This window comes from Hephaestia caeni (genome assembly GCF_003550065.1).
Taxonomy (GTDB): domain Bacteria; phylum Pseudomonadota; class Alphaproteobacteria; order Sphingomonadales; family Sphingomonadaceae; genus Sphingomonas; species Sphingomonas caeni_A.
The window spans coordinates 700,399-719,778 of record NZ_QXDC01000002.1; the positions used below are offsets into that span (position 1 = coordinate 700,399).

Sequence of the window (19,380 nt, forward strand, 5' to 3'; positions counted from 1 at the left end):
CATTCTTTTCGCCGCAGTCCTCACCGTCCGGAGTCGTCACATGCACAATCGCACCCTTAGTATCCTCGGCATGGCCGGACTGGCGCTGAGTGGGTGTGGCGGGAAAGATGCCGGCAAGACCGAACTTGTCCTTCAGGGCAATGTCGATGTGCGGCAGGTTTCGCTCGCGTTCGAGGACAGCGGCCGCATCGCACAAGTGCGGGCGGAGGAAGGTGACAGCGTGAAGGCGGGAAGCATCCTGGCCACGCTCGATACCGTGTCGCTCAACCTGCAGGCCGAGGAAGCCAAAGCCCAGGGCGAGGTGCAGCGGCAGAATCTGCTGCGCCTGCGCAATGGCTCCCGGCCGGAGGAAATCGCCCAGGCCCAGGCGCGCCTGACGTCGGTGGAAGCCGAGGCGGCGCGCGCGGAAGGTGATCTCGCGCGTCTTCGCGGCATTGCCGCCTCGACCCAGGGGCGCGGGGTCAGCGCGCAGGATGTCGATCATGCCAGCAAGACGGCAGTGGCGGCGCGGGCAAGGGCGCGCGAACAGGCCGAAGCGCTCCGCCTTGCCCGGCGTGGCCCGCGGGCGGAAGATGTCGCGGGTGGTGAAGCCCAGGTGAAGGCGGCGCAGGCGCAGGTCGCGCTGCTCCAGCACCGGATCGACCAGGGCGTGCTGCGCGCGCCGGTCGATGGGGTGGTGCGCTCGCGCCTGCTCGAACCGGGCGACATGGCCTCGCCGCAGAAGGCGGTGTTCGCCATCGCCCTCGCTGATCCCAAATGGGTGCGGGTCTATGTGAACCAGCCCGACCTTGGCCGCATCAAGCCGGGCATGGCGGCGAGCGTGGTCAGCGACAGCATGCCCGATCAACCGGTGCCCGGCAGGATCGGCTATATCTCGTCGGTCGCCGAATTCACGCCCAAGTCGGTCGAAACCGAGGAACTGCGGACCAGCCTCGTCTATGAGGTCCGGGTGCAGGTCGAGGACAAGGCCAACCGCCTGCGGCTTGGGCAGCCGGTGACGGTGCGGATCAATACCGGCAATGGCGGCGCGGCGCGGTGAGCGAGCCCGACATAACGGTCGCGATCGAGGGCTTGCGAAAACGCTTCGATGCGCCCGACGGCAAGCCGTTCGATGCGATCGACGACATCTCGCTGACCGTCCGCGCGGGCGAGCTGACCGCCTTCGTCGGTCCCGACGGCGCGGGCAAGACCACGCTCATGCGAATGATGGCGGGGCTGCTGCGCCCCGACGAGGGCAGCCTCAATGTGCTGGGCATCGACGTGCGCGCCGATCCGCAATCGGTGCAGAACCGCATCAGCTATATGCCTCAGCGCTTCGGCCTCTACGAGGATCTGAGCGTCCAGGAAAATCTCGATCTCTACGCCGACCTCCACGGCGTGCCGCAGGAGGTGCGCCGCGAGCGCTTCGGCCGGATGCTCGAGATGACCGACATGGCGCGCTTCACCGACCGGCCGGCGGGCAAGCTGTCGGGCGGCATGAAGCAGAAGCTGGGGCTAGCCTGCACGCTGGTGCGCTCGCCCGACCTGCTGCTGCTCGACGAGCCGAGCGTCGGGGTCGATCCGCTCTCGCGCCGGGACCTGTGGAAGATCATCGACCAGCTCATCGCCGACGAGCAATTGAGCGTCATCGTCAGCACCGCTTACATGGACGAAGCCGAGCGCTGCGGGCAGATTTTCGTTTTCCATCACGGCAGGATACTGGCCGACGGCCCGCCGGATGCGCTGCGAAAGAGGGCCGAAGGCCTCGGTTATGTGGCCGACGCCTTGCCGGATCGGCCCGCGCGGGTTCTCCAGGCCCGCCTGATCGATGCACCGGACCGGATCATCGATGCGGTTCCCAAGGGCGGCGACGTTCATTTCATTCGCAGGCCGCAATGCGACGAAGCAGCGCTGGCCGACCTGCTGTCCGACACAAGGGTCTAGCCACGCGACGCCGAACTCGAAGACGCCTTCATGCTGCTGTTGCGCGAGCATGAGAACGAGCCGGCACAAGCAGCCGATGATGCGAACACGAACAAGGAAGACGGGGATCGGTACGGTACGGCCGAAACCGCGTCGCCATCTGCCGGGGAACGGGACGGGCCAGTGATCGTCGTGCGGGATCTCGTCCGCAAGTTCGGCGATTTCACTGCCGTTGCCAGCACGTCCTTCGACGTGCAGCGCGGTGAGATCTTCGGGCTGCTCGGCCCCAATGGCGCGGGCAAGACCACCACATTTCGCATGCTGTGCGGCCTGCTCCCGGCGACCAGCGGTCATCTCGAGGTGGCGGGTGTCGATCTGCGCACGGCACGCGCCAAGGCGCGGGCACGGATCGGCTATGTCAGCCAAAAGTTCGCGCTCTACGGCAACCTCTCGGTCAGGGAGAATCTCGAATTCTTCGCCGGCGCTTATGGTCTGCGCGGCGAGCGGAAACGCGAGCGGGTCAAGGCGGTGATCGCGCAGTTCGATCTTGATGCGTCGGCGCAGAGCGGCATCCTGCCGGTCGGTTACAAGCAGCGGCTCGCCATGGCGGCGGGGCTGCTGCACGAGCCCGACATCCTCTTCCTCGACGAGCCGACCAGCGGCATCGACCCGCTCGCGCGCCGCGCCTTCTGGCGCACGATCACCAGCCTGGCGCAGGGCGGCGTCACGATCATCATCACCACCCATTTCATGGAAGAAGCGGAATATTGTGACCGCATCGCCATCCAGGATGCCGGCGAACTGCTCGCGCTCGGAACGCCTGCCGAGGTGCGCGAACAGGCCGGCGACGACGCAAGCGACATGAACGAGGCTTTCATCGCCATCGTCGAACAGAACCGTGCCCGCCAAACCAATGAGAAGGTGGCCGCATGAGCAGCGCCTCAGGCTTCCACAGGCGGCTGATCGCGCTGACCCGCAAGGAAGTGCGCCAGCTCCTGCGCGACAAGAGCAACCTGTTCGTCGGTCTGCTGCTGCCGCTCGCGCTCATCTTGCTGTTCGGCTACGGCCTGTCCTTCGACGTGAAGGATGCGCCGGTCGCGATCGTGCTGGAGGATCGCTCCCCCGCCGCTCAGGAAGCGGTCGCGGGGATCGGCGGCTCACCCTATCTCGTGCCCGTCGCAGCCGCGAGCATGGACGAGGCCGTCAGGCTGATCCGCGCGCATAAGGTCGAGGGCATCGTGCGTGTGCCGGTCGATTTCTCCCAGCGCCGAGCCGCGGGCGATGCGCGGATACAGCTTATCGTCAACGGCGCGGATTCGACGACAGCGTCCGCAATCGAAGGCTATGTGAACGGCGGGATCCAGACAGCCTCTCGCCATATAATGGATCGATCCGGTAGCGGATCGGGAGGCGGTATCACGCTGGTGCAGCGCACCTGGTTCAACGAGGCGGGCGTCAGCACCTGGTATCTGGTGCCCGGCCTCCTCGTGCTGGTGATGACCCTGATCGGCGCGTTCCTCACCTCGCTGCTGATTGCGCGGGAATGGGAGCGCGGCACGTTGGAATCGCTGTTCGTGACCCCGGTTCGCCCGCTGGAGCTCGTGCTCTCCAAGCTTGCGCCCTATGTGGTGATCGGCGCGATCGATATGGGCGTCTGCCTGATATCAGCGCGCTTCCTGTTCGAGGTGCCGATCCGCGGCTCGCTCCTCGTCATCATTGTCGCCTCGCTGCTCTACCTGATCGTCGCGCTGCTGCTCGGCCTGTTCATCTCGGGAACGACCCGTAACCAGTTCGCCGCCAGCCAGATGGCGCTGCTGGCGAGCTTCATGCCGGCGATGATGCTGTCGGGCTTTGTCTTCGACCTGCGCAATGTGCCGCTGGTGATCCAGATCGTCAGCCAGCTTCTGCCCGCAACGCACTTCATGGAGCTGGTGAAATCGCTGTTCCTCGCCGGGACGATCTGGCCAATGGTCCTCAAGAATTGCGCGATTCTCGCCGCCTACGGCGTCCTGCTGGCCTTCGTCACCGGGCGCACCTTGCGCAAGAGGCTGGACTGATGCGCGTTGCTGGACTGACACTCGGCGCCGACTTCATCGCCTGGCTCGCCCAGACCTTCGCGCTCGTCCGCAAGGAGATACTGGCGCTGGTCAAGGATCCCGCCAACCGCACGATCCTGTTCGCCCCGGCCCTCATGCAGGCCCTGCTGTTCGGTTATGGCGCGACCTACGACCTGACCCATGTGCCCTATGCGGTGGTCGACCAGAGCCGTAGCGCCGCCTCCACCGAATTGCTTGCGCGGCTCGACGGCACCGGCGTGTTCCGGCGCGAGGCGGCGCTCGCGTCCAACGCGCAGATCGGCGACCTCATCGACAGCGGCAAGGTGCTGCTCGCGATCAGCATCCCGTCCGACTTCGAGCATCGGTTGACCGTGGGCGATACCGCGCCGATCCAGATCATCCTTGATGGCCGCAACAGTTCGACGGCGGGGGCGGCGGCAGGCCAGATCGGCGCGATCGTTGCCGATTATGGCCGCTCGTTGGGCGGCAGCCCGCCGATCACCGTCGAGCGGCGGGCCTGGTATAATCCGAACCTGGAATCGCGCTGGACGCTGATGCCCGCAATGATCGCGGCGCTGAGCTTTTTGCAGACCCTGCTGCTGTCGGCGCTGTCCGTCGCGCGCGAGCGCGAACAGGGAACGTTCGACCAGCTGCTGGTGACGCCGCTGGGTCTGATGCAGATCCTGATCGGCAAGGCTATTCCCTCGATCCTCGTCGGCCTCATCCAGTCGACCATCATCCTGCTCATCATCCGCTTCTGGTTCGAGATTCCGATGAACGGTTCCTACTGGCTGCTCTATCTGGGGCTCGTCACGTTCACGGCCGCGGGTGTCGGCATCGGCATGTCGATCTCGGCCCTGTCGCTCACCATGCAGCAGGCGATGCTCTATACCTTCCTGCTGGTGATGCCGTTGATGCTGTTGTCGGGCATGCTGACGCCGGTGCGCAACATGCCGCAGATCCTCCAACTCATCACCTACGTCAATCCGCTGCGCTTCGGCATCGATATGGTGCGCCGCATCTATCTTGAGGGCGCGGTCTTCGCCGATGTCGCCCTCGACTTCGTGCCGATGCTGGTGGTGGCAGCCATTACCCTGCCGCTCGCCGCATGGCTCTTCCGCAACCGCCTCGCCTGATGAACTGGACTTTCGCCATGCCCTTCATTCCGCCCGCATCTAGCATCCCGATCCGGCAGGCAATTGCTTCTTCCCTGATGGCACTTGCCCTGGCCGGCTGCACCATGGGACCGAACTTCACGAAGCCGGCGCCCTCCGCGCCCGCCGACTGGACGAGTTGGCGCAGCGGCGACGCCAGCCTGCATGGGGCCATCGGCACGGACGCCACATTGCCTGCCGATTGGTGGCGGGCGTTCAATGATCCCGTGCTGGATGAACTGGTGCGCCGCGGTTTCGCCGCGAGCCCGGACCTCCAGACCGCCGCGCTGCACGTCGCGCAGGCGCGCGTCCAGCGTGGTAGCGCGGCGGTGCAGGGCTTGCCGCAGATCAATGCCAGCGGGCAGGTGTCGCGCCAGCGCCAGAGCGAACATGGCGCCAGTACGCGGCTGCTCAACGTGGTATCGAGCTCCTCGTCAGGTTCTGATCGGGATGCCCTGGTCAAGCTATTGAGCGAGCCGTTCACGCTCTACCAGACCGGGCTCGACGCCTCCTGGGAGCTCGACCTTTGGGGCAAGGTCCGGCGGTCGCTCGAGGCGGCCGATGCGGGCGTCGCGCAGCAGGCCGCGCTGCTCGATCATGCCCGGCTCAGCCTTGCCAGCGACGTCGCGCGCAATTATTTCGATCTGCGCGCGACCCAGCGCAAGATTGCGCTCGCGCGGGAGGACATCACGGCGCTCAAGGAACGCACCGATCTTCTCTCGGCCCGCACCACGGGTGGGATTAACAATCACTTCGATCTCGAACGCCAGCGTAGCGAATTGCAGGGGATCGAGGCGCAACTGCCCGCGCTGCTCGCCCAGGAAGCCGCGCAGGCCAACCAGATCGCCCTGCTGCTGGGGGAACGGCCCGGCGCCCTAGGCGATCTGCTGAAGCCGGTGGCCGATGCCGGCAAGCCCGCGCTGCCCGATCTGGCGCTCGGCCTTCCCTCCGAGATCGCGTTGTGCCGGCCTGATATCCGCGCGGCAGAAGCCCGGTTGCACAGCGTCACTGCCAATATCGGTGTCGCCAAAGCGGACATGTATCCGAGCATCCGCCTCGGCGGTGGGTTCAACCTCGAATCCTATCGAGCCGAGAACCTGTTCGACTGGGCGAGCCGCGCCTGGTCGATCGGGCCGAGCGTCAGCCTGCCGCTGTTCGATGGCGGGCGGCGCAAGCGCGTCGTCCAGCTTCGCGAGCTGGAGCAGAAGGAAGCGGCGGTCTCCTACCAGCAGACCGTGCTTCAGGCCTGGCAAGAGATCGACGATGCGCTCAATGGCTATACCGCCGAGCAGCAGCAGAACGCGATGCTGGCCGCGCGGCTCGACAGCGCGCGGGCCGCGTTCGATCTGGCATCCGCGCGCTATCGGGGCGGGGTCATCACCTGGCTGGACGTCATCGACAGCCAGCGGACGATGCTGCAGGCGTCGCGCGATCTGGCGGACAGCAATGGGCGCCTCGCAACCCGCTATGCCGCGCTCAACAAGGCGATCGGGAACGCATCGGAATCGACGGCAGCTAAAGCGAATTGAGTGCGGCGCCAGAAGCGGCGATGAGCAAAGCCACCGATGTTCATCAACGTAAGGTGTTGTCAGGATGTTTGCCGGGCGCGCGCCGCGATGCGCTTGCGGGCCACGCCGATATGCGCAACCGGTGCCGCCTTAATGCCACGTTCTTCATTGGATCGATGATCGACGCGGACATCATATCCCAGCGCCGCGAACTTATCGTTCAGGACCCTCGCCCAAGCGGCACGGATGTCGAGCAGCTTCCCGCGACTGTTCCATTCGCGCGGTTTCTGGCCAAACAGCCCGTCAACGATCGGACGGGTCGGTATCAGCAGATAGCCATGGTGGCGCTTGCCCCTGGGCGTGTCGCCCATCTCGATCAGCGTCAGGTCGGCGGCAAAACCCGCGACGCAAAATATCTCGCTGGCGAAACGCCGCAGGACCGCGATCGACGCCGGCAGGTCCAGTTCATCGGGCAGCGCGACGTCGAACTGCCTGGCGAGCTGCGCGTCCTTGCGGATTTCGGCTGCTGCCAATGCGTTCCAGAAACACTCGCGATCCTCCCACTGCGCGGGGGCCCCGGACGGCAGTATCAGCGCCGACCAGGCGACCGCCCGCTTGTTCGCGAAATTGGAAAACCGGCCGTAGCGCTCATCGTACAGCCGGCAGCTGTTTTGCCAGGCCGCGGCCGCGACGATGCTGCGTCCAGCGCCGCGGCTGATGATATTCACATGGAAATGAAAGATCGCCATCTTTTCCTCCTGTCCCAGCGTCACGCCCGAACCGGACCGTCAATTTTCATGACCGGTCCTTCCCGTCGTTCCGCGACCATTCCGGCAAGAGGTCCTGTTTCAACCCGGTGATCACCGCGTCCGAGATCGCCTCGATGCACTTGCGCTCGATGTAGGCGAGGTCGCCGTGGATCAGTTGCCGCGGGAACCGCATGCGTTGGCCCGCATAGAGGACAGGCAGCGCGATATGCGCGGTCGATGCACCGAGCCGGAGCAGTGCGATCAGATGATCCTCCAGCCTTATCCCCGGATCGCCGGACTCGATCGCGCGATACCAGCGCAGGCTTCCGCCCATTTCGGTGGCGACCTCCAGCTGCGTCAAACCGAGCGCCTTTCGCGCCTGCCTGATCTTCTCGCCGGAGAGCTTCTTGAGTTCCTTGAAGATCGACAGGTCGACGTCGGCGAATTTTCCATCGGATGCCATATGTCCTTCCTCCCCGGTTCGGCCCGTCGGGCTCTGTGGGTTATCCGGCGAAGGTAGAATCGCGAAGCGGTCGGCATCAAGAATAGATGCCGATGATTTTAGAGGAATATTTCTGCTCATTTGCAACGGATGCGCGAGCATATTTATTTTCTGACGCGCAATGGGCAGATAATTTCCCGTTTCCTCCACATCGGATCATTCAGGAACTTCATTGTCGAACCGGCACCGGATCAGGCCATGTGATCCCGAAAGCGAGTTTATAAGGCTAAGTTCGCATATTTACGGCTAATATCGCCATTTCAGGCACTACGCTGCCGGGTCCTGTTGCAATCCTCTTCGTTTCAAATCACTCAGATCGTGTTCCGAGGGTTCAAGTCGAATCGGACCTGATACTTCGGACCATTAAGTATTCATCAACCATGGCGCGGGGCGCCAGCATGGAGTCGTGCATGATGCCGATTGCCAAAGCGATGACGGCTGCCCTGGGCGCACTGATCGTCACGACGACGGCCTGTGCCGGACCCGGCGGACATGGCCGACAGACAGTTGTCGCGCCGGTGGCCGAGCAGCCGCGCATCGTGGTGGCGACGGTCGATGGGTTCGTTCTGCGCGCCGCCGCGACGAACCGGACGGAGCCGATGCCCGCAACCGTCACCGCCGATCACATCCCGGTGGGAACGGGCACGCATATCGATGCGCGCCTGCTCTCCCGCCCCGCCAGCACTCTTCAGGAGACTTCGCATGCGCATCCGTAAGTTGGGGGCCACAACCCTCGCTCTCCCCCTGTTGGTTGCCGCTCAAGGCGCGGCGTTCGCGCAAGCCGCCGATCCGCTTACCGCCGCCGCGCGCGACGCGGAAAGCGAATTGCGGCAGACATTCGTCAATCTGCAATTCGAGGATTTCGGGCCGGCGCCCGTCAAGGGCCCGATCTATCAGGCGACGGCAGGCGGCCGCATCATCTATTATGCGCCTGACAGCGAACATCTGCTGTTCGCGGAAATCTACGACCGCAACGGCCAGAACCTCACCGCGCTGGCGCAGAACACCGCTTCAGCGAAGAAACTCGCCGGGATCGACACCGGCATGGCTCTCGCCATCGGTCCGGCGGGCGCGCCCACGGTTGTCGAATTCACCGATCCCGATTGTCCCTATTGCCGCGCGCTCGAGCGCTTCTGGGCGGCGAAGGCCGCCGAAGGCAAGCCGGTACGGCGCCTGATCTTCTTCGTCTCCGGCATCCACGCCGAGGCCGCCGCCAAGGCCGAGCATGTCCTTTGCTCCCCGGACAAGGAAGCGGCGTTCAAGGCGATCTACGCCGGAGCCGCGCCCACGCCTTTGCGCACATGCGCGGAAGGTAAGGCCAGGGTCGAGGCGCATGCAGGAATCGTCGGCAAGACCGGCATCACCGGCACGCCAACCCTGATCGCGGACGGACAGATGATTTCCGGTTTCCGGCAGGCCGAGATCGAGGCGTTCCTCGACGGTAAGAAGGCGCTCGCCAATGCCGGCCGCTGATCGCCTTCCGGCTCCTCACATCGCGAACGCGCGGTGCATCGGCCCTGCCGCTGCCGCGCAAATCCCAATGCCGGCGGCGGGACCCGAACCGGGCCGTCCAGCCTCGCCGTCGGCCGACAGCGATCCTCATCGATGCCGGCAAGCAGTCCCCGGAGCGGCCCATCTTCCCTGGAGCAAGTGCATGTTGAAAACACTCGGCAGACAATCCGCCTCAATCGCCAATGTCGGCATTCCCGTAACCCTGCTCGCGCTGCTCGGGGCCGGTGGGGCTCACGCCTTCTCGGCGCCGGCGGCCGGCGACCTCGGCTACGACATCTACGATATCGTGGTCAATCAAGGGGTCAAAGGCCCGCTCGGCTTCGTCGGCGGCGTCGCGGCCTTCCTGTTCGGCGTGAGCAGGCTCTTCTCGAACATCATGATCGGCATCCCGACCATCGTGGCGGCCGTCTGCCTGATCAAGGCGGACTCGATCCTCCAGACATTCGGAATGGTCATCTGACGGATTGGTCCGCCGCCGCGCCTGGGCGCGGTCGGCGGACCTCAACGGGCCAGGGCGCATGAGGCGCACTGGCGGGACAACCCCCGAAGTTCAACCAGCTTCGCAGGGAGGTCACGACGCAAGGAGGAGAAGGCTCGTGGACGAGCGGCTACCCCAATATCTGCACAAACCTGTCCAGATCCTGTGGTTTGGATCGGACGAGTTCGTGCTCGTGATCACGGTGATCTTCGTCGCCGTGATCGTGGGCGGGATGCTCGGTTGGGCGCTCGTCGCGGGTCTTCTCCTTTTCGTTCCCTGGCTCCGCACCAAGCCGCGCGGCTTCATCCCGCACATGGCCTGGCGCTGGGGGCTTGTCCGCTGGTCCAACTATCCGGGTCCGACCCAGACCCGGTTCTACGAGTGAGGCGGGCCATGTTCGGACGCAAATCCCCCGACACACCCCCACGCGATCCGCTGATCGGCAAGCCCGGCAGCTATGGCATCCACCGCTACCTGCAGGGAGCGAGCAACCTGTTCGAGGAGAACCGACTGCTGAAGCTCGCCGTCATCGGCCTGTTCGGTATCACGGCGGTGCTGGGCATGGTGATCTACACCTCCAACCAGAACACCCGGACGGTCATCGTCCCCTTCGGCGCGGGCGGCGACCTCTATGTCACGGGCGGCGAGCCGTCCGAGGCCTATCTGCGCTCGATGACTCGCAATGTCGTGTCGCTTTCGGGAACCTATTCAGCCTACTCGGCCGACCGGCAGTTCCAGGAACTGCTGAGCATCACGCATCCGTCCACCTACAACAGCCTGCGCGACAGCCTCAACCGGCTGCTCGACGAACTGGCCAACAACCCCACGCTCTCGATCGCGACCTACATCCGTCCCGATCAGCCCGTGACCTGGGCCCGGACCGAGATACTCGTGCCGGTCGAGAAGGTCCGGGTGATCGGCGGCGTGATCCGCAAATTCCGGGGCAATCTGCGGATTCGCTACGTGATCGACAATGGCCGTTTCTGGCTGACCGCCCTTACCGAGGAAAATTTCGATGCGAACCCCCGTTAAGCGGGCGTTGGCGCTCGCCCTCCTGGCCACGCCATTGCCCTCAATGGCGCAGACCGTCACCGCGCTGCCCGATCAAACCAGCACCATTCGCCTGTCCAATCGCGACATCAACCATGTCGTCTGCGCGGGCGGCGAAATCGAGGACGTCAGGTTTTCGGCCGAAAAGGCGATCGCCGTCGAGCGTGCCGGATCGGACGCCTGGATCAAGTTCCTCGTTCGCGAGATCGACGATGCCGGGATGGTGACGCGCAGCTTCGTCACCGTACCGTCCGAATTCTTCATCACCTGCAACGGCGCGGTCTATGCGCTCTATGCCGAGCCGTCGGACATTCCGGCGCAGACGGTGTTGCTCCAGCCCGGTGCTCCCCAGCGCGCCCGCGCCAATGAGGAACTGCTAGGGCCCCTGGTCGAAGAAGAACGGGCGGTCTCGATCACGCTCTCGATGCTCCAGGACCGGATCCCGGCGAGCTTCACCAGCGTCGCGCCGCGATCAGGTCCGATCCGGCTCCGGGCGCTGCCGGGCGCCACGCTGGAGGAACGACGCCGGATCGAGATCGACGGGTCCGGCCTCTCGGCATCGGAATATCTGGTCTCTGCCGCTGGCGGCGCGCAGCTCGACGAACGCGGTTTTCTCGACGGCGCGCTCGGCGCCAACATCTTCGCGATCACGCTCGACCGGGGCAATATCGAGGCCGGGGAAGCCGCGCGGCTGATCGTCGTTCGCCGGGGAGCCGGGCAATGAGCGGCGGGGACTCTCGCGGCGGTCGCGGGCCCCGCGGGCGCGGTCCTGACGATCGCGCGGAGGAACTCGACCTCGACGGCTATGAGGCGGACCGCCCTCGTTCTGGCGAGAATACGCGCGGCCCCGCGCTGCTCGATCTCAAGACGCGGTGGCAAACGCTGACCGCACGCCAGCAGCTGCGCTTAAGGCAGCTTGGCGTCGCCGGCGCGATCGGCGTGCTGGGGCTCGGCCTCTATACGGCGAGCGGCAACAAGACCGAGCAGGCCGCGCCATCGCCCAGCTCGAAGCTCGACATGGGCGCGGGGCTTCGCGGCGACAGCCTCGAGGTCAAGCTGCGCGGCGACCTCCAGAAGATCCTCGACGGACAGCAATTGCTCGGCGATCGCGTCACCGCCATCGAGGAAGGCAAGGTCGTGCCCGGCGCCGGCACGCCGCCCCATGCGCTCGACGGCGATCTGCCTCCGGCAATACCCGGCTCGGTTCCCGATTTTCCCGAACCGCCCGCGACCGGTGACATCGATCCGTCCGTCGCGAAGCCGCCCTCACCGCCTGCCGCGCCGCCCGCGCCTCCGGCCCCGCCGGTCGAGAAGACCGTGGGCGCGATCGGCGCCGCGACCAGCCCGGTCGCGGCCGCCGATGGGGCACAGGCCGCTAAAAAAAAGACGCGGACCATCTATTTGCCACCTGGTTTCATGAAGGCGCGGCTCCTCACCGGGATCGATGCGCTGGCGAGCCGGGATGCGACCAACAATCCCGAACCATTGATCGCGCGGGTGCAAGCCCCCGCCGTCCTGCCCAATGACGTCAAAGCCAACCTCGCCGGCTGCTTCGTCATCGGCAACGCCACCGGGTCGCTCGCGAAGGAACGGGTCGAGGTCCAGTTGGTCAGCCTCTCCTGCGTCGATTTCGACGAACGCTCGGTCGTCGACCAGCCCATCAAGGGCTTCTTCGTCGACGCCGACGGCAAGAAGGGCCTCTCCGGCAAGGTCGTCACCCGCGCCGGGGCTGCGCTCGCCCGCGCGTTCATCGCCGGCACCATCACCGGGGTCGCCGATACGGTCCAGAACACCGTCGGTGACGTCTCGACCTCGGCGCTGGGTTCGGTGCGCACGCTCGATGCGGGCGACGCCGCACAGGCCGGCATCGCCGGCGGCCTGTCGCGATCGTCCGAGAAGCTCACGGATTTCTATCTCGATCTCGCGCGTCAGGCGGGGCCGATCGTCGAGGTCGGCGCGGCGAAGGACGTCGTGGTCGTGATTCAGGAGGGCGTCACCCTCGAAATCAAGCCGACCGCCGGGAGCAAATTCTGATGCGCCGGCTCCTCATCCAACAGGGAGTATCGCCCATGCGGCCTCTATCGCCCGCGCGCCGATCGCGCGCCCTCTCCCGGCTTCTTCCGGTCTGCGCCGCCTTCATGCTGAGCGGCTGCGCCACGCTGGGTTCGGTCATGTCGCCCTATAGCGAGAAGTTCAGCTGCAAGAACGACGATCATGGCCAATGCATCCATCCTGAGAAAGCCTATGCCGATGCCGTTGCGGGCGTCGCATCGAAGTCCGATCCGGCGGTCACCAGGGACAGGAAACTGCTCAAGGACGGCAAGTCCGCACGCAGTTCGGGCGGATCAGGCTCTGGCAAAGCGGCATCGGGCGCCTTCGCCGGTTATCGCGACAGCGTCTATCGCGAGCTGCAGGGGCTGATCGAGCAGCCGGTCACGCCGATGCTCAAGCCCCCGCGTTCGGTCCGCACGCTGATCCTGCCCTATGCCGACCGGCAGCGTCCCGACCGGCTCTACATGCCGCGCTATGTCTATTCGCTGGTCGAGCGCCCGCAATGGGTGGTCGGCGACTATCTTGTCGCCCCGGTTTCGCCCGCGTCCCGCGTGAACGTGCTCGAACAGGTCCGGGACCACCTCGACGATGGCCAGAATGAAGTGGGCCCCCGGCCATGACCAGCTATCAATCGGGCATGACGCTGGCGCGGCTGCGCCGCAGCGTCGAGCGCGACAGCTATTCCGACTTCCTGCCGCTCGCTGCCTGGGTCGAGGAAGAACAGGCATTCCTCACCATCGACGACGGCTGGGGATATAGCTGGGAGCTGGTCCCCTCCCCCTATATGTTCGCCCATGTCCATGAGGCGCTGCTGGGGCTGCTCAACGTCAATTTTCCCGAAGGCACGATCCTCCAGCTCCAGAGTTTCGCCGACCCGCTGATCGACGATGCGCTCGACGCCTTTCTCGACCTCAAGACACGGCCCGATCCGCTCATCCAGGCCTCGGCCCGGCGCACCTTCGACTATCTGCGCGCCGGCACCATGGGCTTGAAGGCCCTGCATGGCATCCCGATCCGCGATTTCCGCGCATTCCTGTCGGTCAAGACGCGCGCGCCGATGGACAGCGACCTGCGCCGCCAGATCGAGGAGCAGCTCGCCAAGCTCGGCATCCGCCCGATGGCGCCGAGCGAGATCATCTCGCTCTACCGGCGCATTTTCAACGGCGTTCATGCGCCCGCGCCCGGCGTCTTCACCCAGACCGCCGACGTGCCGCTGCGCCGCCAGATCATCGATGCCGGGCCGGCGCTCCGCTTCGACGGGCCGGAAGTATATCTGGGCAACCAGGTGGCGCGCTGTCTGACGCCCAAGTCGCCGCCGCGGCGGATCACCGCCGAACGTGCCAATCGTCTCACCGGCGGCATGCGCGGGTCGTCCGAGGACAGCGACCAGATCGGCGGGCCGTTCCTCTATACGCTCAATGTCCTCTTCGATCACTCGGCCTTCGAGATCCACAAGCGCGCGCAGATTCTCTCGGCGCAGAAGGCGGCGGGGTCCTTCGCGGTCGAGGTCGGCAAGCAGATCGAAGAGATCGGGTGGATCCTGGACGAGGCCGGAAACACCCGGTTCGTCTCGGTAATCCCCACCATGTGGGTGTTTGGCCGCGACCGCCATCAGGCCCGCGAGATGGCGGCGCGCGCCAAGCGGCTGTGGGAGAGCGAACCGCTGCCGTGGATGGTCCAGGAGGAATCCTACCTCAACCCGATCCTGCTGGCGGCAAGCCTGCCCTTCGGCCTGTACCCCGAGCGACGCACGATCGGTATGCTGCAGCGCGATTTCCGCGTGCCGGTGCGCGCGGGCGTGCTGATGTCGCCGATCCAAACCGATTTCCGGGGCGGCGGGCGGCCGGCGCTGCTCTATACGGGCCGCAAGGGGCAGCTCATCACGCTCGACCTCTTCGATCCGCGTATCAACAACTACAACTTCATCGTCTCGGCGGAATCGGGCGCGGGCAAGAGCTTCCTGCTCAATAACCTGTGCCAGCAGTATTTCGCGCAGAACGCGCTCATCCGCATCATCGACATCGGCGGCAGCTACAAGAAACTCTGCACGCTCTGCTCGGGCCGTTACATCGATCTGGGCGAAGAGCATCTCGTCCTCAATCCGTTCGACCTGGGGCTCGCTCTCGACGGCGACGATCGAGAGTCCGCGATCTCGATGGCGGTGTCGATCGTCGCGGAGATGGCCAACGCCGGGACGCGCAAGCCCGTCACGACGTCCGAATGGAACCTGCTCAAGTCCGCCGTGCAATGGGCGATCGAGAGCGGCCGCGCGGAAGCCGGGATCGATGCGGTGCGCGAATGGCTCGGCTCCTATCCGGCCAACACCGTCTCCGATCTCGACCGGGTCGACCACCTCGTGCCCACGGCGCGCGAATTGGCCTTCAACCTGCGTGATTTCGGGTCGGACGGAGCCTACGGCCATTATTTCAACGGTCCCAGCACGTTCGACATCTCGAACGATGAATTCGTGGTGCTCGAACTCGAGCGCCTGAAGGCCATGCCTGACCTGTTCAACGTGGTCGTCATGGTGGTGATCAACGCGGTAACGCAGGAACTCTACCTGTCCGCCCGTGATCGCCCCCGCTTCGTGCTGTGCGATGAAGCCGCGCAGTTCATGACCCGCGAAGAGGGCCAGGACCTGTCGCGCCTCGCCGAGGCGATCAGCCAGGGCTATCGCCGCGCCCGAAAATATCGCGGCAGCTTCGGCATCATTCTCCAGAGCATGAACGATCTGCTGCTGTTCGGCGGCACGGGACAGGTGATCCTGGAAAATGCCGCGACGCGCTTCCTCCTGCAGGGATCGACCTATGACAAGGCGGTCGAAAACAAGATCCTCGACTATTCGGGTTTCGTCCTCGACCTCCTGAAATCGGTCCGCAACAACAAACCGAACTATTCGGAAGTCTTCATCGACAGCCCGCTTGGCCTCGGCATCGCCCGGCTCGTCGTCGATCCGTTCAGCTACTGGATCAACACCTCCGCGCCCGAAGACGTGGCCGCGTTCGAGGCGCTGGTCCGCGCCGGACGCTCGCCGCTCGAAGCGGTGTGCGATCTCGCCGGCGTCGATCCCGCCGGGATAATCGGCACGTCCTTCGATGACGCAGCGCCGCTGAAGCGGAGTGCGCTGTCATGACGCGGCGCTCCCCCTCCCCCGACCAGTTGCCACTCCGGCTCGTGGAGAGCCCGGATGAGGATATCGAGCGGATCATCGAGGCGCGCGTCGCCGCACGGGCGGAAGCCGACGCATTGCGCTGGCGCTTCCGCCTGGTGGTCATCGAATCCGTGATGATCGCATCGCTCGTGCTCGCGGCCGGGCTGGTGCTCGAACAGCCCGCCGGCATCGTTCTTCGCGGCGCGGCGATCGTTGGCGGCGGCTGTTTCCTGACCGGGCTCATCCTCATCGGCCTGACCGGGGCCGCGGGCCGCTTGCTCGCAAAACTCAGGAGGAAAAGATGATGCTGGACATACTCCCGCCCAGTGGCGGCAATGAGCGCCTGACCCTCGTCGTGCGCAGGCCGGACGAATCCCTTCACGACTACCTGGTCCGCTGCCAGTGGGAACTGGGCGACCGGGTCCGGTTCCTCGCGTCCGTTCGCGATGCGCAATGGACCATCCTGGAAAGCGAGCGCCAGCGCTGGCGGCGGCATGCTCTCCTGCTGACCTTCACCGGGCCGGTCATCGCCGCCCTGGCCTATGCCGGCCTAGGGTTGTGCGGGGCCGCAGACAGCGTGCCCGTGCCGCTCGTGGCCGGGCTGATCGCCTGTGCCGGACTCACCGGCGCCGCGCTGGCGATCGGCATCGCCCGCATCATCGACAGCATCCCGAATTGGCTGGTCACGCGGAGGGCACGCAGATGGGCATGAACGGCAGCTTCTCCGGATCGCCCGACCCGTCGTCGATCCGCCCGCTGGTCGGCGACATGATCCGCTGGCTTGCCCGGCAGATCGACGGCGGGATCGACGAAATCCCTCCTCGTCCCGGAAAACGGCCGGAGGATCTTTTGGTCCGTCCAGGGATGGCGCCGCGCCTGCCGGGCGAGACGCAGGAAGCCTATGTCGAACGCCTGCATCGCTCGAATGAAGCCGTGCTCCTGATCATGGCCCGCGCCGCGCTTGCCATGGAATATACGTCCGGTCGGGACGAGAGGATCGCGGCTCTGCGCTTTCGGCAGATCGTGGGCCTCGAAGCGGCGGCGGCCTCGATCATCGTCGGCCTGTTCCTGCTCGTCCCGGAAATGCCCCTGTTCATGCGGGCGGCCATTATTGTCCTGACGCCGATCGCGCTTGTGCGGGGAGGACTTTGGTTCCTGCACCGCGCGTCGAGGATGGCAAATGCCCTCGCCCGACATGCCGAAAGGTGGGGCCGATGAACGGCATCTTCTCCGGCGCGCCTTGTCCGTCATCCATTCGCCTGCTGGTCGGCACGCATCTGCTGATGATCCTCCAGTCTTCGCTGGTGCTCTGGTCGGCCCCCGACCTCGGCGGCAGCCAGGCGCTGATCTGGCTCACGCTGTTCCTGGGCGTCACCGCGTTCATCTGCGCGGTCTGCGGCGAGAGTCGCACGCCTGCCGTTCCCTGGAGGGAGCGCCGCCGTGGTCGATAGACGTGTCCCCCAAGGCTGGCATGTCGTCGCCATCCAGTCCACGCTCATCGCCGGGTGTCTGGCCGGCGCGCTGATCGTCGCGGGGGTGGCCCACGCCGAGACATCGACCATCGGGCGCACCTGGCTGATCGCCGAGCCCGACGCGATGGCCGAGATCGAGGCGCGCGCCGCAAAGCAGCCGCCCAATATGGCGGAAAAGTTCGGACCGCGTTCGGGCTGGAGCGCATTGAAAGGCGCGACGCTCGGTGTCGCGCGCCAGACCCAGGTTCGCAGCGTTGTGCCGTTCTACACGCTCGATCAGGAAATCCGGCTGCCGGACGGCAAGCTGCTCTATCCGGCGGGCTTCACCTTCAACCCGCTGACCTATGTGTCGCTGCCGCAGAAGCTGGTGGTCGTGCATCCCCGCGATCTGGGCTGGGCGCTGAAGACCGCCGCGCTCACCGACTGGATCATCCTCACCGGCGGTGGGGACGCAAAGGACGATGCGCTCTCGCTTGGCGAGAAGCACGGCCGCGCCCTCTTCATTCTCGAGGAGCGCGTGAAGGAGCGGTTGGGCCTCACCGTCGCGCCCGTGATCGTCCGGCAGGTCGGCCAGAAGCTGGAGCTGACAGAGGTGCGCGCCGATCGCACTCCCGTACGAAAGGCCATCCCATGAGTCGGCTCATCTCGATGCTGCGCACCGGCGCGGCGGCCCTCGCTCTGGCGCTCGTCGCGCCCGCCACGCCTGCGCATGCCTCCAAATGCGAGGCGGGCACGGTGTTCAATCCGATCACCAAGGTGCGCTGGAACTGCATCTTCCCGATCACGATCGGGGGCGTGCGGGTGGGCTCCTACGATAAGCTCGACAAGGAACTGGACGCCCAGTCGGCCTCCAAACCGCTCTGCGCCTGCCGCAAGGGTGCGACCTTCTGGTTCGGGGTCAAGGTTTCGTTCTGGAGCCCGAACCGCATGATCGATGTCGTGACCGAGCCGGGCTGCATGATGGCGCTCGGCGTCGATCTCATGCCGACCGGCGGCAAGCTCCAGGGCAGCCAGTCGTCGATCTCCGACGGCACCAACACCCGCAAGATGTTCGCGCAGGCGCACTACTACATCAGCCCGGTCTGGAAGATGCTCGACATGTTCACCGACCTGCCGTGCATCGAAGATGACGGGTTCGACGTCGCGATGATCACCGAGGTTCTGCCGACCTGGCAGTCGGGGACGCTCGGCGCGATCATCCAGCCCGAAGGCATATTGTTCGGCAATCCGGCGGCGGGTCTTGCCTGCATGGCCGACAGCGCCGCGGCGGCCGCTGGCAAGGTCATTGACCCTCTATTCTGGTGCATGGGGTCCTGGGGCGCGACCTATCCGGTCGCCGGCGATATTCATTTTGGCGATAGCGTCGAGGCCTGGGCCGGGCTCGCCGCGCGCTCGACCTTCATGATGGGCAGGCTGGGCGCTCTCACGATCCATTCGGCGGACGGCTGCTCGTTCAAGGCGCAGCCGATCTGGACCAAGTCCCGCTACAAGCTCCAGATCATGGAGCCGGTCAAGGGCGGTAAGTGCGTCAATATCGGGCGGCCCGGCGCGCTCTGGACATCGGGCAAGCACGCGCCGGGCAAGGACAATGCCCAATTCATGTTGTTCGAGAAGGCGATCTGCTGCGCGGGGATTTCCACGCCATGAGCAGATCGCTTCCCCCAAACCGTGCGTCTCGCGCGGGTAGCTGCCCCGCTCGTCACGGAACGCTCCCCACCGTGAGCGGGCGCGCGGAAGGAGCGGCGGTGTGCCTTTCAACCGCCGCTCCCCCCTCGGTCAGCGCGGCCGAAAGC

The 19,380-nt window shown here is 65.6% G+C and carries 21 protein-coding genes and 1 pseudogene; 20 read left to right on the forward strand and 2 right to left on the reverse strand.

What is annotated here, in order from left to right; all coding sequences use genetic code 11:
* Positions 1-40 precede the first annotated feature (40 nt).
* The 5 genes and pseudogenes from DFR49_RS03165 (at position 41) to DFR49_RS03185 (ending at position 6,642) form a co-directional block, all read left to right on the forward strand.
* The gene (locus DFR49_RS03165; protein WP_013846809.1) at positions 41-1,039 is read left to right on the forward strand and encodes an HlyD family secretion protein; all 999 of its coding nucleotides are present in this window, start codon (positions 41-43) and stop codon (positions 1,037-1,039) included.
* A pseudogene (locus tag DFR49_RS22495) lies at positions 1,036-2,835 on the forward strand (ATP-binding cassette domain-containing protein). Before DFR49_RS03165 ends, DFR49_RS22495 begins: the two are co-directional and overlap by 4 nt.
* Positions 2,832-3,959, forward strand: a complete 1,128-nt coding sequence (locus tag DFR49_RS03175) for an ABC transporter permease (RefSeq protein ID WP_013846811.1) — start codon at positions 2,832-2,834, stop codon at positions 3,957-3,959. The pseudogene DFR49_RS22495 and the gene DFR49_RS03175 overlap by 4 nt, the downstream one beginning before the upstream one ends.
* Positions 3,959-5,095 (forward strand): ABC transporter permease, encoded by a 1,137-nt coding sequence (locus tag DFR49_RS03180; RefSeq protein WP_013846812.1) that lies wholly within the window; start codon positions 3,959-3,961, stop codon positions 5,093-5,095. The genes DFR49_RS03175 and DFR49_RS03180 overlap by 1 nt, the downstream gene beginning before the upstream one ends.
* Before the next feature lie 77 nt (positions 5,096-5,172).
* Entirely contained in the window at positions 5,173-6,642 is a 1,470-nt protein-coding gene (locus DFR49_RS03185; protein ID WP_232037391.1) for an efflux transporter outer membrane subunit, read from the forward strand.
* A 59-nt stretch (positions 6,643-6,701) separates the two neighbouring features.
* Here DFR49_RS03185 and DFR49_RS03190 read toward each other — a convergent pair whose 3' ends face one another.
* Entirely contained in the window at positions 6,702-7,370 is a 669-nt protein-coding gene (locus DFR49_RS03190) for a MobA/MobL family protein (RefSeq protein ID WP_013846814.1), read from the reverse strand.
* A gap of 46 nt (positions 7,371-7,416) precedes the next feature.
* A complete protein-coding gene (locus tag DFR49_RS03195; RefSeq protein ID WP_232037390.1) occupies positions 7,417-7,974 on the reverse strand; it encodes a helix-turn-helix domain-containing protein in 558 nt (185 codons plus the stop codon).
* A gap of 308 nt (positions 7,975-8,282) precedes the next feature.
* On the opposite strand from DFR49_RS03195, the gene DFR49_RS03200 reads away from it, so the two are divergent.
* The 15 genes from DFR49_RS03200 (at position 8,283) to DFR49_RS03270 (ending at position 19,234) form a co-directional block, all read left to right on the forward strand.
* Positions 8,283-8,588: a hypothetical protein gene (locus DFR49_RS03200; protein ID WP_013846816.1), complete on the forward strand. Its 306-nt coding sequence runs from the start codon at positions 8,283-8,285 to the stop codon at positions 8,586-8,588.
* Positions 8,575-9,345: a DsbC family protein gene (locus DFR49_RS03205; protein WP_013846817.1), complete on the forward strand. Its 771-nt coding sequence runs from the start codon at positions 8,575-8,577 to the stop codon at positions 9,343-9,345. The genes DFR49_RS03200 and DFR49_RS03205 overlap by 14 nt, the downstream gene beginning before the upstream one ends.
* 181 nt (positions 9,346-9,526) lie before the next feature.
* Positions 9,527-9,844, forward strand: a complete 318-nt coding sequence (locus DFR49_RS03210) for a hypothetical protein (protein ID WP_013846818.1) — start codon at positions 9,527-9,529, stop codon at positions 9,842-9,844.
* Positions 9,845-9,980: 136 nt separating this feature from the next.
* Positions 9,981-10,247 carry a type IV conjugative transfer system protein TraL gene (locus DFR49_RS03215; RefSeq protein ID WP_013846819.1) on the forward strand — a complete coding sequence of 89 codons (267 nt, stop codon included), beginning with the start codon at positions 9,981-9,983 and terminating at the stop codon, positions 10,245-10,247.
* Between the two features lie 8 nt (positions 10,248-10,255).
* The gene (locus DFR49_RS03220; RefSeq protein ID WP_119034426.1) at positions 10,256-10,894 is read left to right on the forward strand and encodes a TraE/TraK family type IV conjugative transfer system protein; all 639 of its coding nucleotides are present in this window, start codon (positions 10,256-10,258) and stop codon (positions 10,892-10,894) included.
* The gene (locus tag DFR49_RS03225; RefSeq protein WP_013846821.1) at positions 10,878-11,636 is read left to right on the forward strand and encodes a type-F conjugative transfer system secretin TraK; all 759 of its coding nucleotides are present in this window, start codon (positions 10,878-10,880) and stop codon (positions 11,634-11,636) included. Before DFR49_RS03220 ends, DFR49_RS03225 begins: the two co-directional genes overlap by 17 nt.
* Positions 11,633-12,946 carry a TraB/VirB10 family protein gene (locus DFR49_RS03230; RefSeq protein WP_013846822.1) on the forward strand — a complete coding sequence of 438 codons (1,314 nt, stop codon included), beginning with the start codon at positions 11,633-11,635 and terminating at the stop codon, positions 12,944-12,946. Before DFR49_RS03225 ends, DFR49_RS03230 begins: the two co-directional genes overlap by 4 nt.
* 35 nt (positions 12,947-12,981) lie before the next feature.
* Positions 12,982-13,584 (forward strand): TraV family lipoprotein, encoded by a 603-nt coding sequence (locus tag DFR49_RS03235; RefSeq protein ID WP_013846823.1) that lies wholly within the window; start codon positions 12,982-12,984, stop codon positions 13,582-13,584.
* Positions 13,581-16,097, forward strand: coding sequence for a TraC family protein (locus DFR49_RS03240; protein ID WP_013846824.1), 2,517 nt, complete (start codon positions 13,581-13,583; stop codon positions 16,095-16,097). Before DFR49_RS03235 ends, DFR49_RS03240 begins: the two co-directional genes overlap by 4 nt.
* The gene (locus DFR49_RS03245; protein WP_013846825.1) at positions 16,094-16,420 is read left to right on the forward strand and encodes a hypothetical protein; all 327 of its coding nucleotides are present in this window, start codon (positions 16,094-16,096) and stop codon (positions 16,418-16,420) included. The genes DFR49_RS03240 and DFR49_RS03245 overlap by 4 nt, the downstream gene beginning before the upstream one ends.
* Positions 16,417-16,827: a hypothetical protein gene (locus DFR49_RS03250; RefSeq protein ID WP_013846826.1), complete on the forward strand. Its 411-nt coding sequence runs from the start codon at positions 16,417-16,419 to the stop codon at positions 16,825-16,827. Before DFR49_RS03245 ends, DFR49_RS03250 begins: the two co-directional genes overlap by 4 nt.
* On the forward strand, positions 16,824-17,333 hold the full coding sequence (locus tag DFR49_RS03255; protein ID WP_147373619.1) for a hypothetical protein: 510 nt from the start codon (positions 16,824-16,826) through the stop codon (positions 17,331-17,333). The genes DFR49_RS03250 and DFR49_RS03255 overlap by 4 nt, the downstream gene beginning before the upstream one ends.
* The gene (locus DFR49_RS03260) at positions 17,330-17,566 is read left to right on the forward strand and encodes a hypothetical protein (protein ID WP_013846828.1); all 237 of its coding nucleotides are present in this window, start codon (positions 17,330-17,332) and stop codon (positions 17,564-17,566) included. Before DFR49_RS03255 ends, DFR49_RS03260 begins: the two co-directional genes overlap by 4 nt.
* Positions 17,556-18,221, forward strand: a complete 666-nt coding sequence (locus DFR49_RS03265) for a conjugal transfer protein TraW (protein WP_013846829.1) — start codon at positions 17,556-17,558, stop codon at positions 18,219-18,221. Before DFR49_RS03260 ends, DFR49_RS03265 begins: the two co-directional genes overlap by 11 nt.
* The gene (locus DFR49_RS03270; RefSeq protein WP_013846830.1) at positions 18,218-19,234 is read left to right on the forward strand and encodes a TraU family protein; all 1,017 of its coding nucleotides are present in this window, start codon (positions 18,218-18,220) and stop codon (positions 19,232-19,234) included. Before DFR49_RS03265 ends, DFR49_RS03270 begins: the two co-directional genes overlap by 4 nt.
* Positions 19,235-19,380 lie beyond the last annotated feature (146 nt).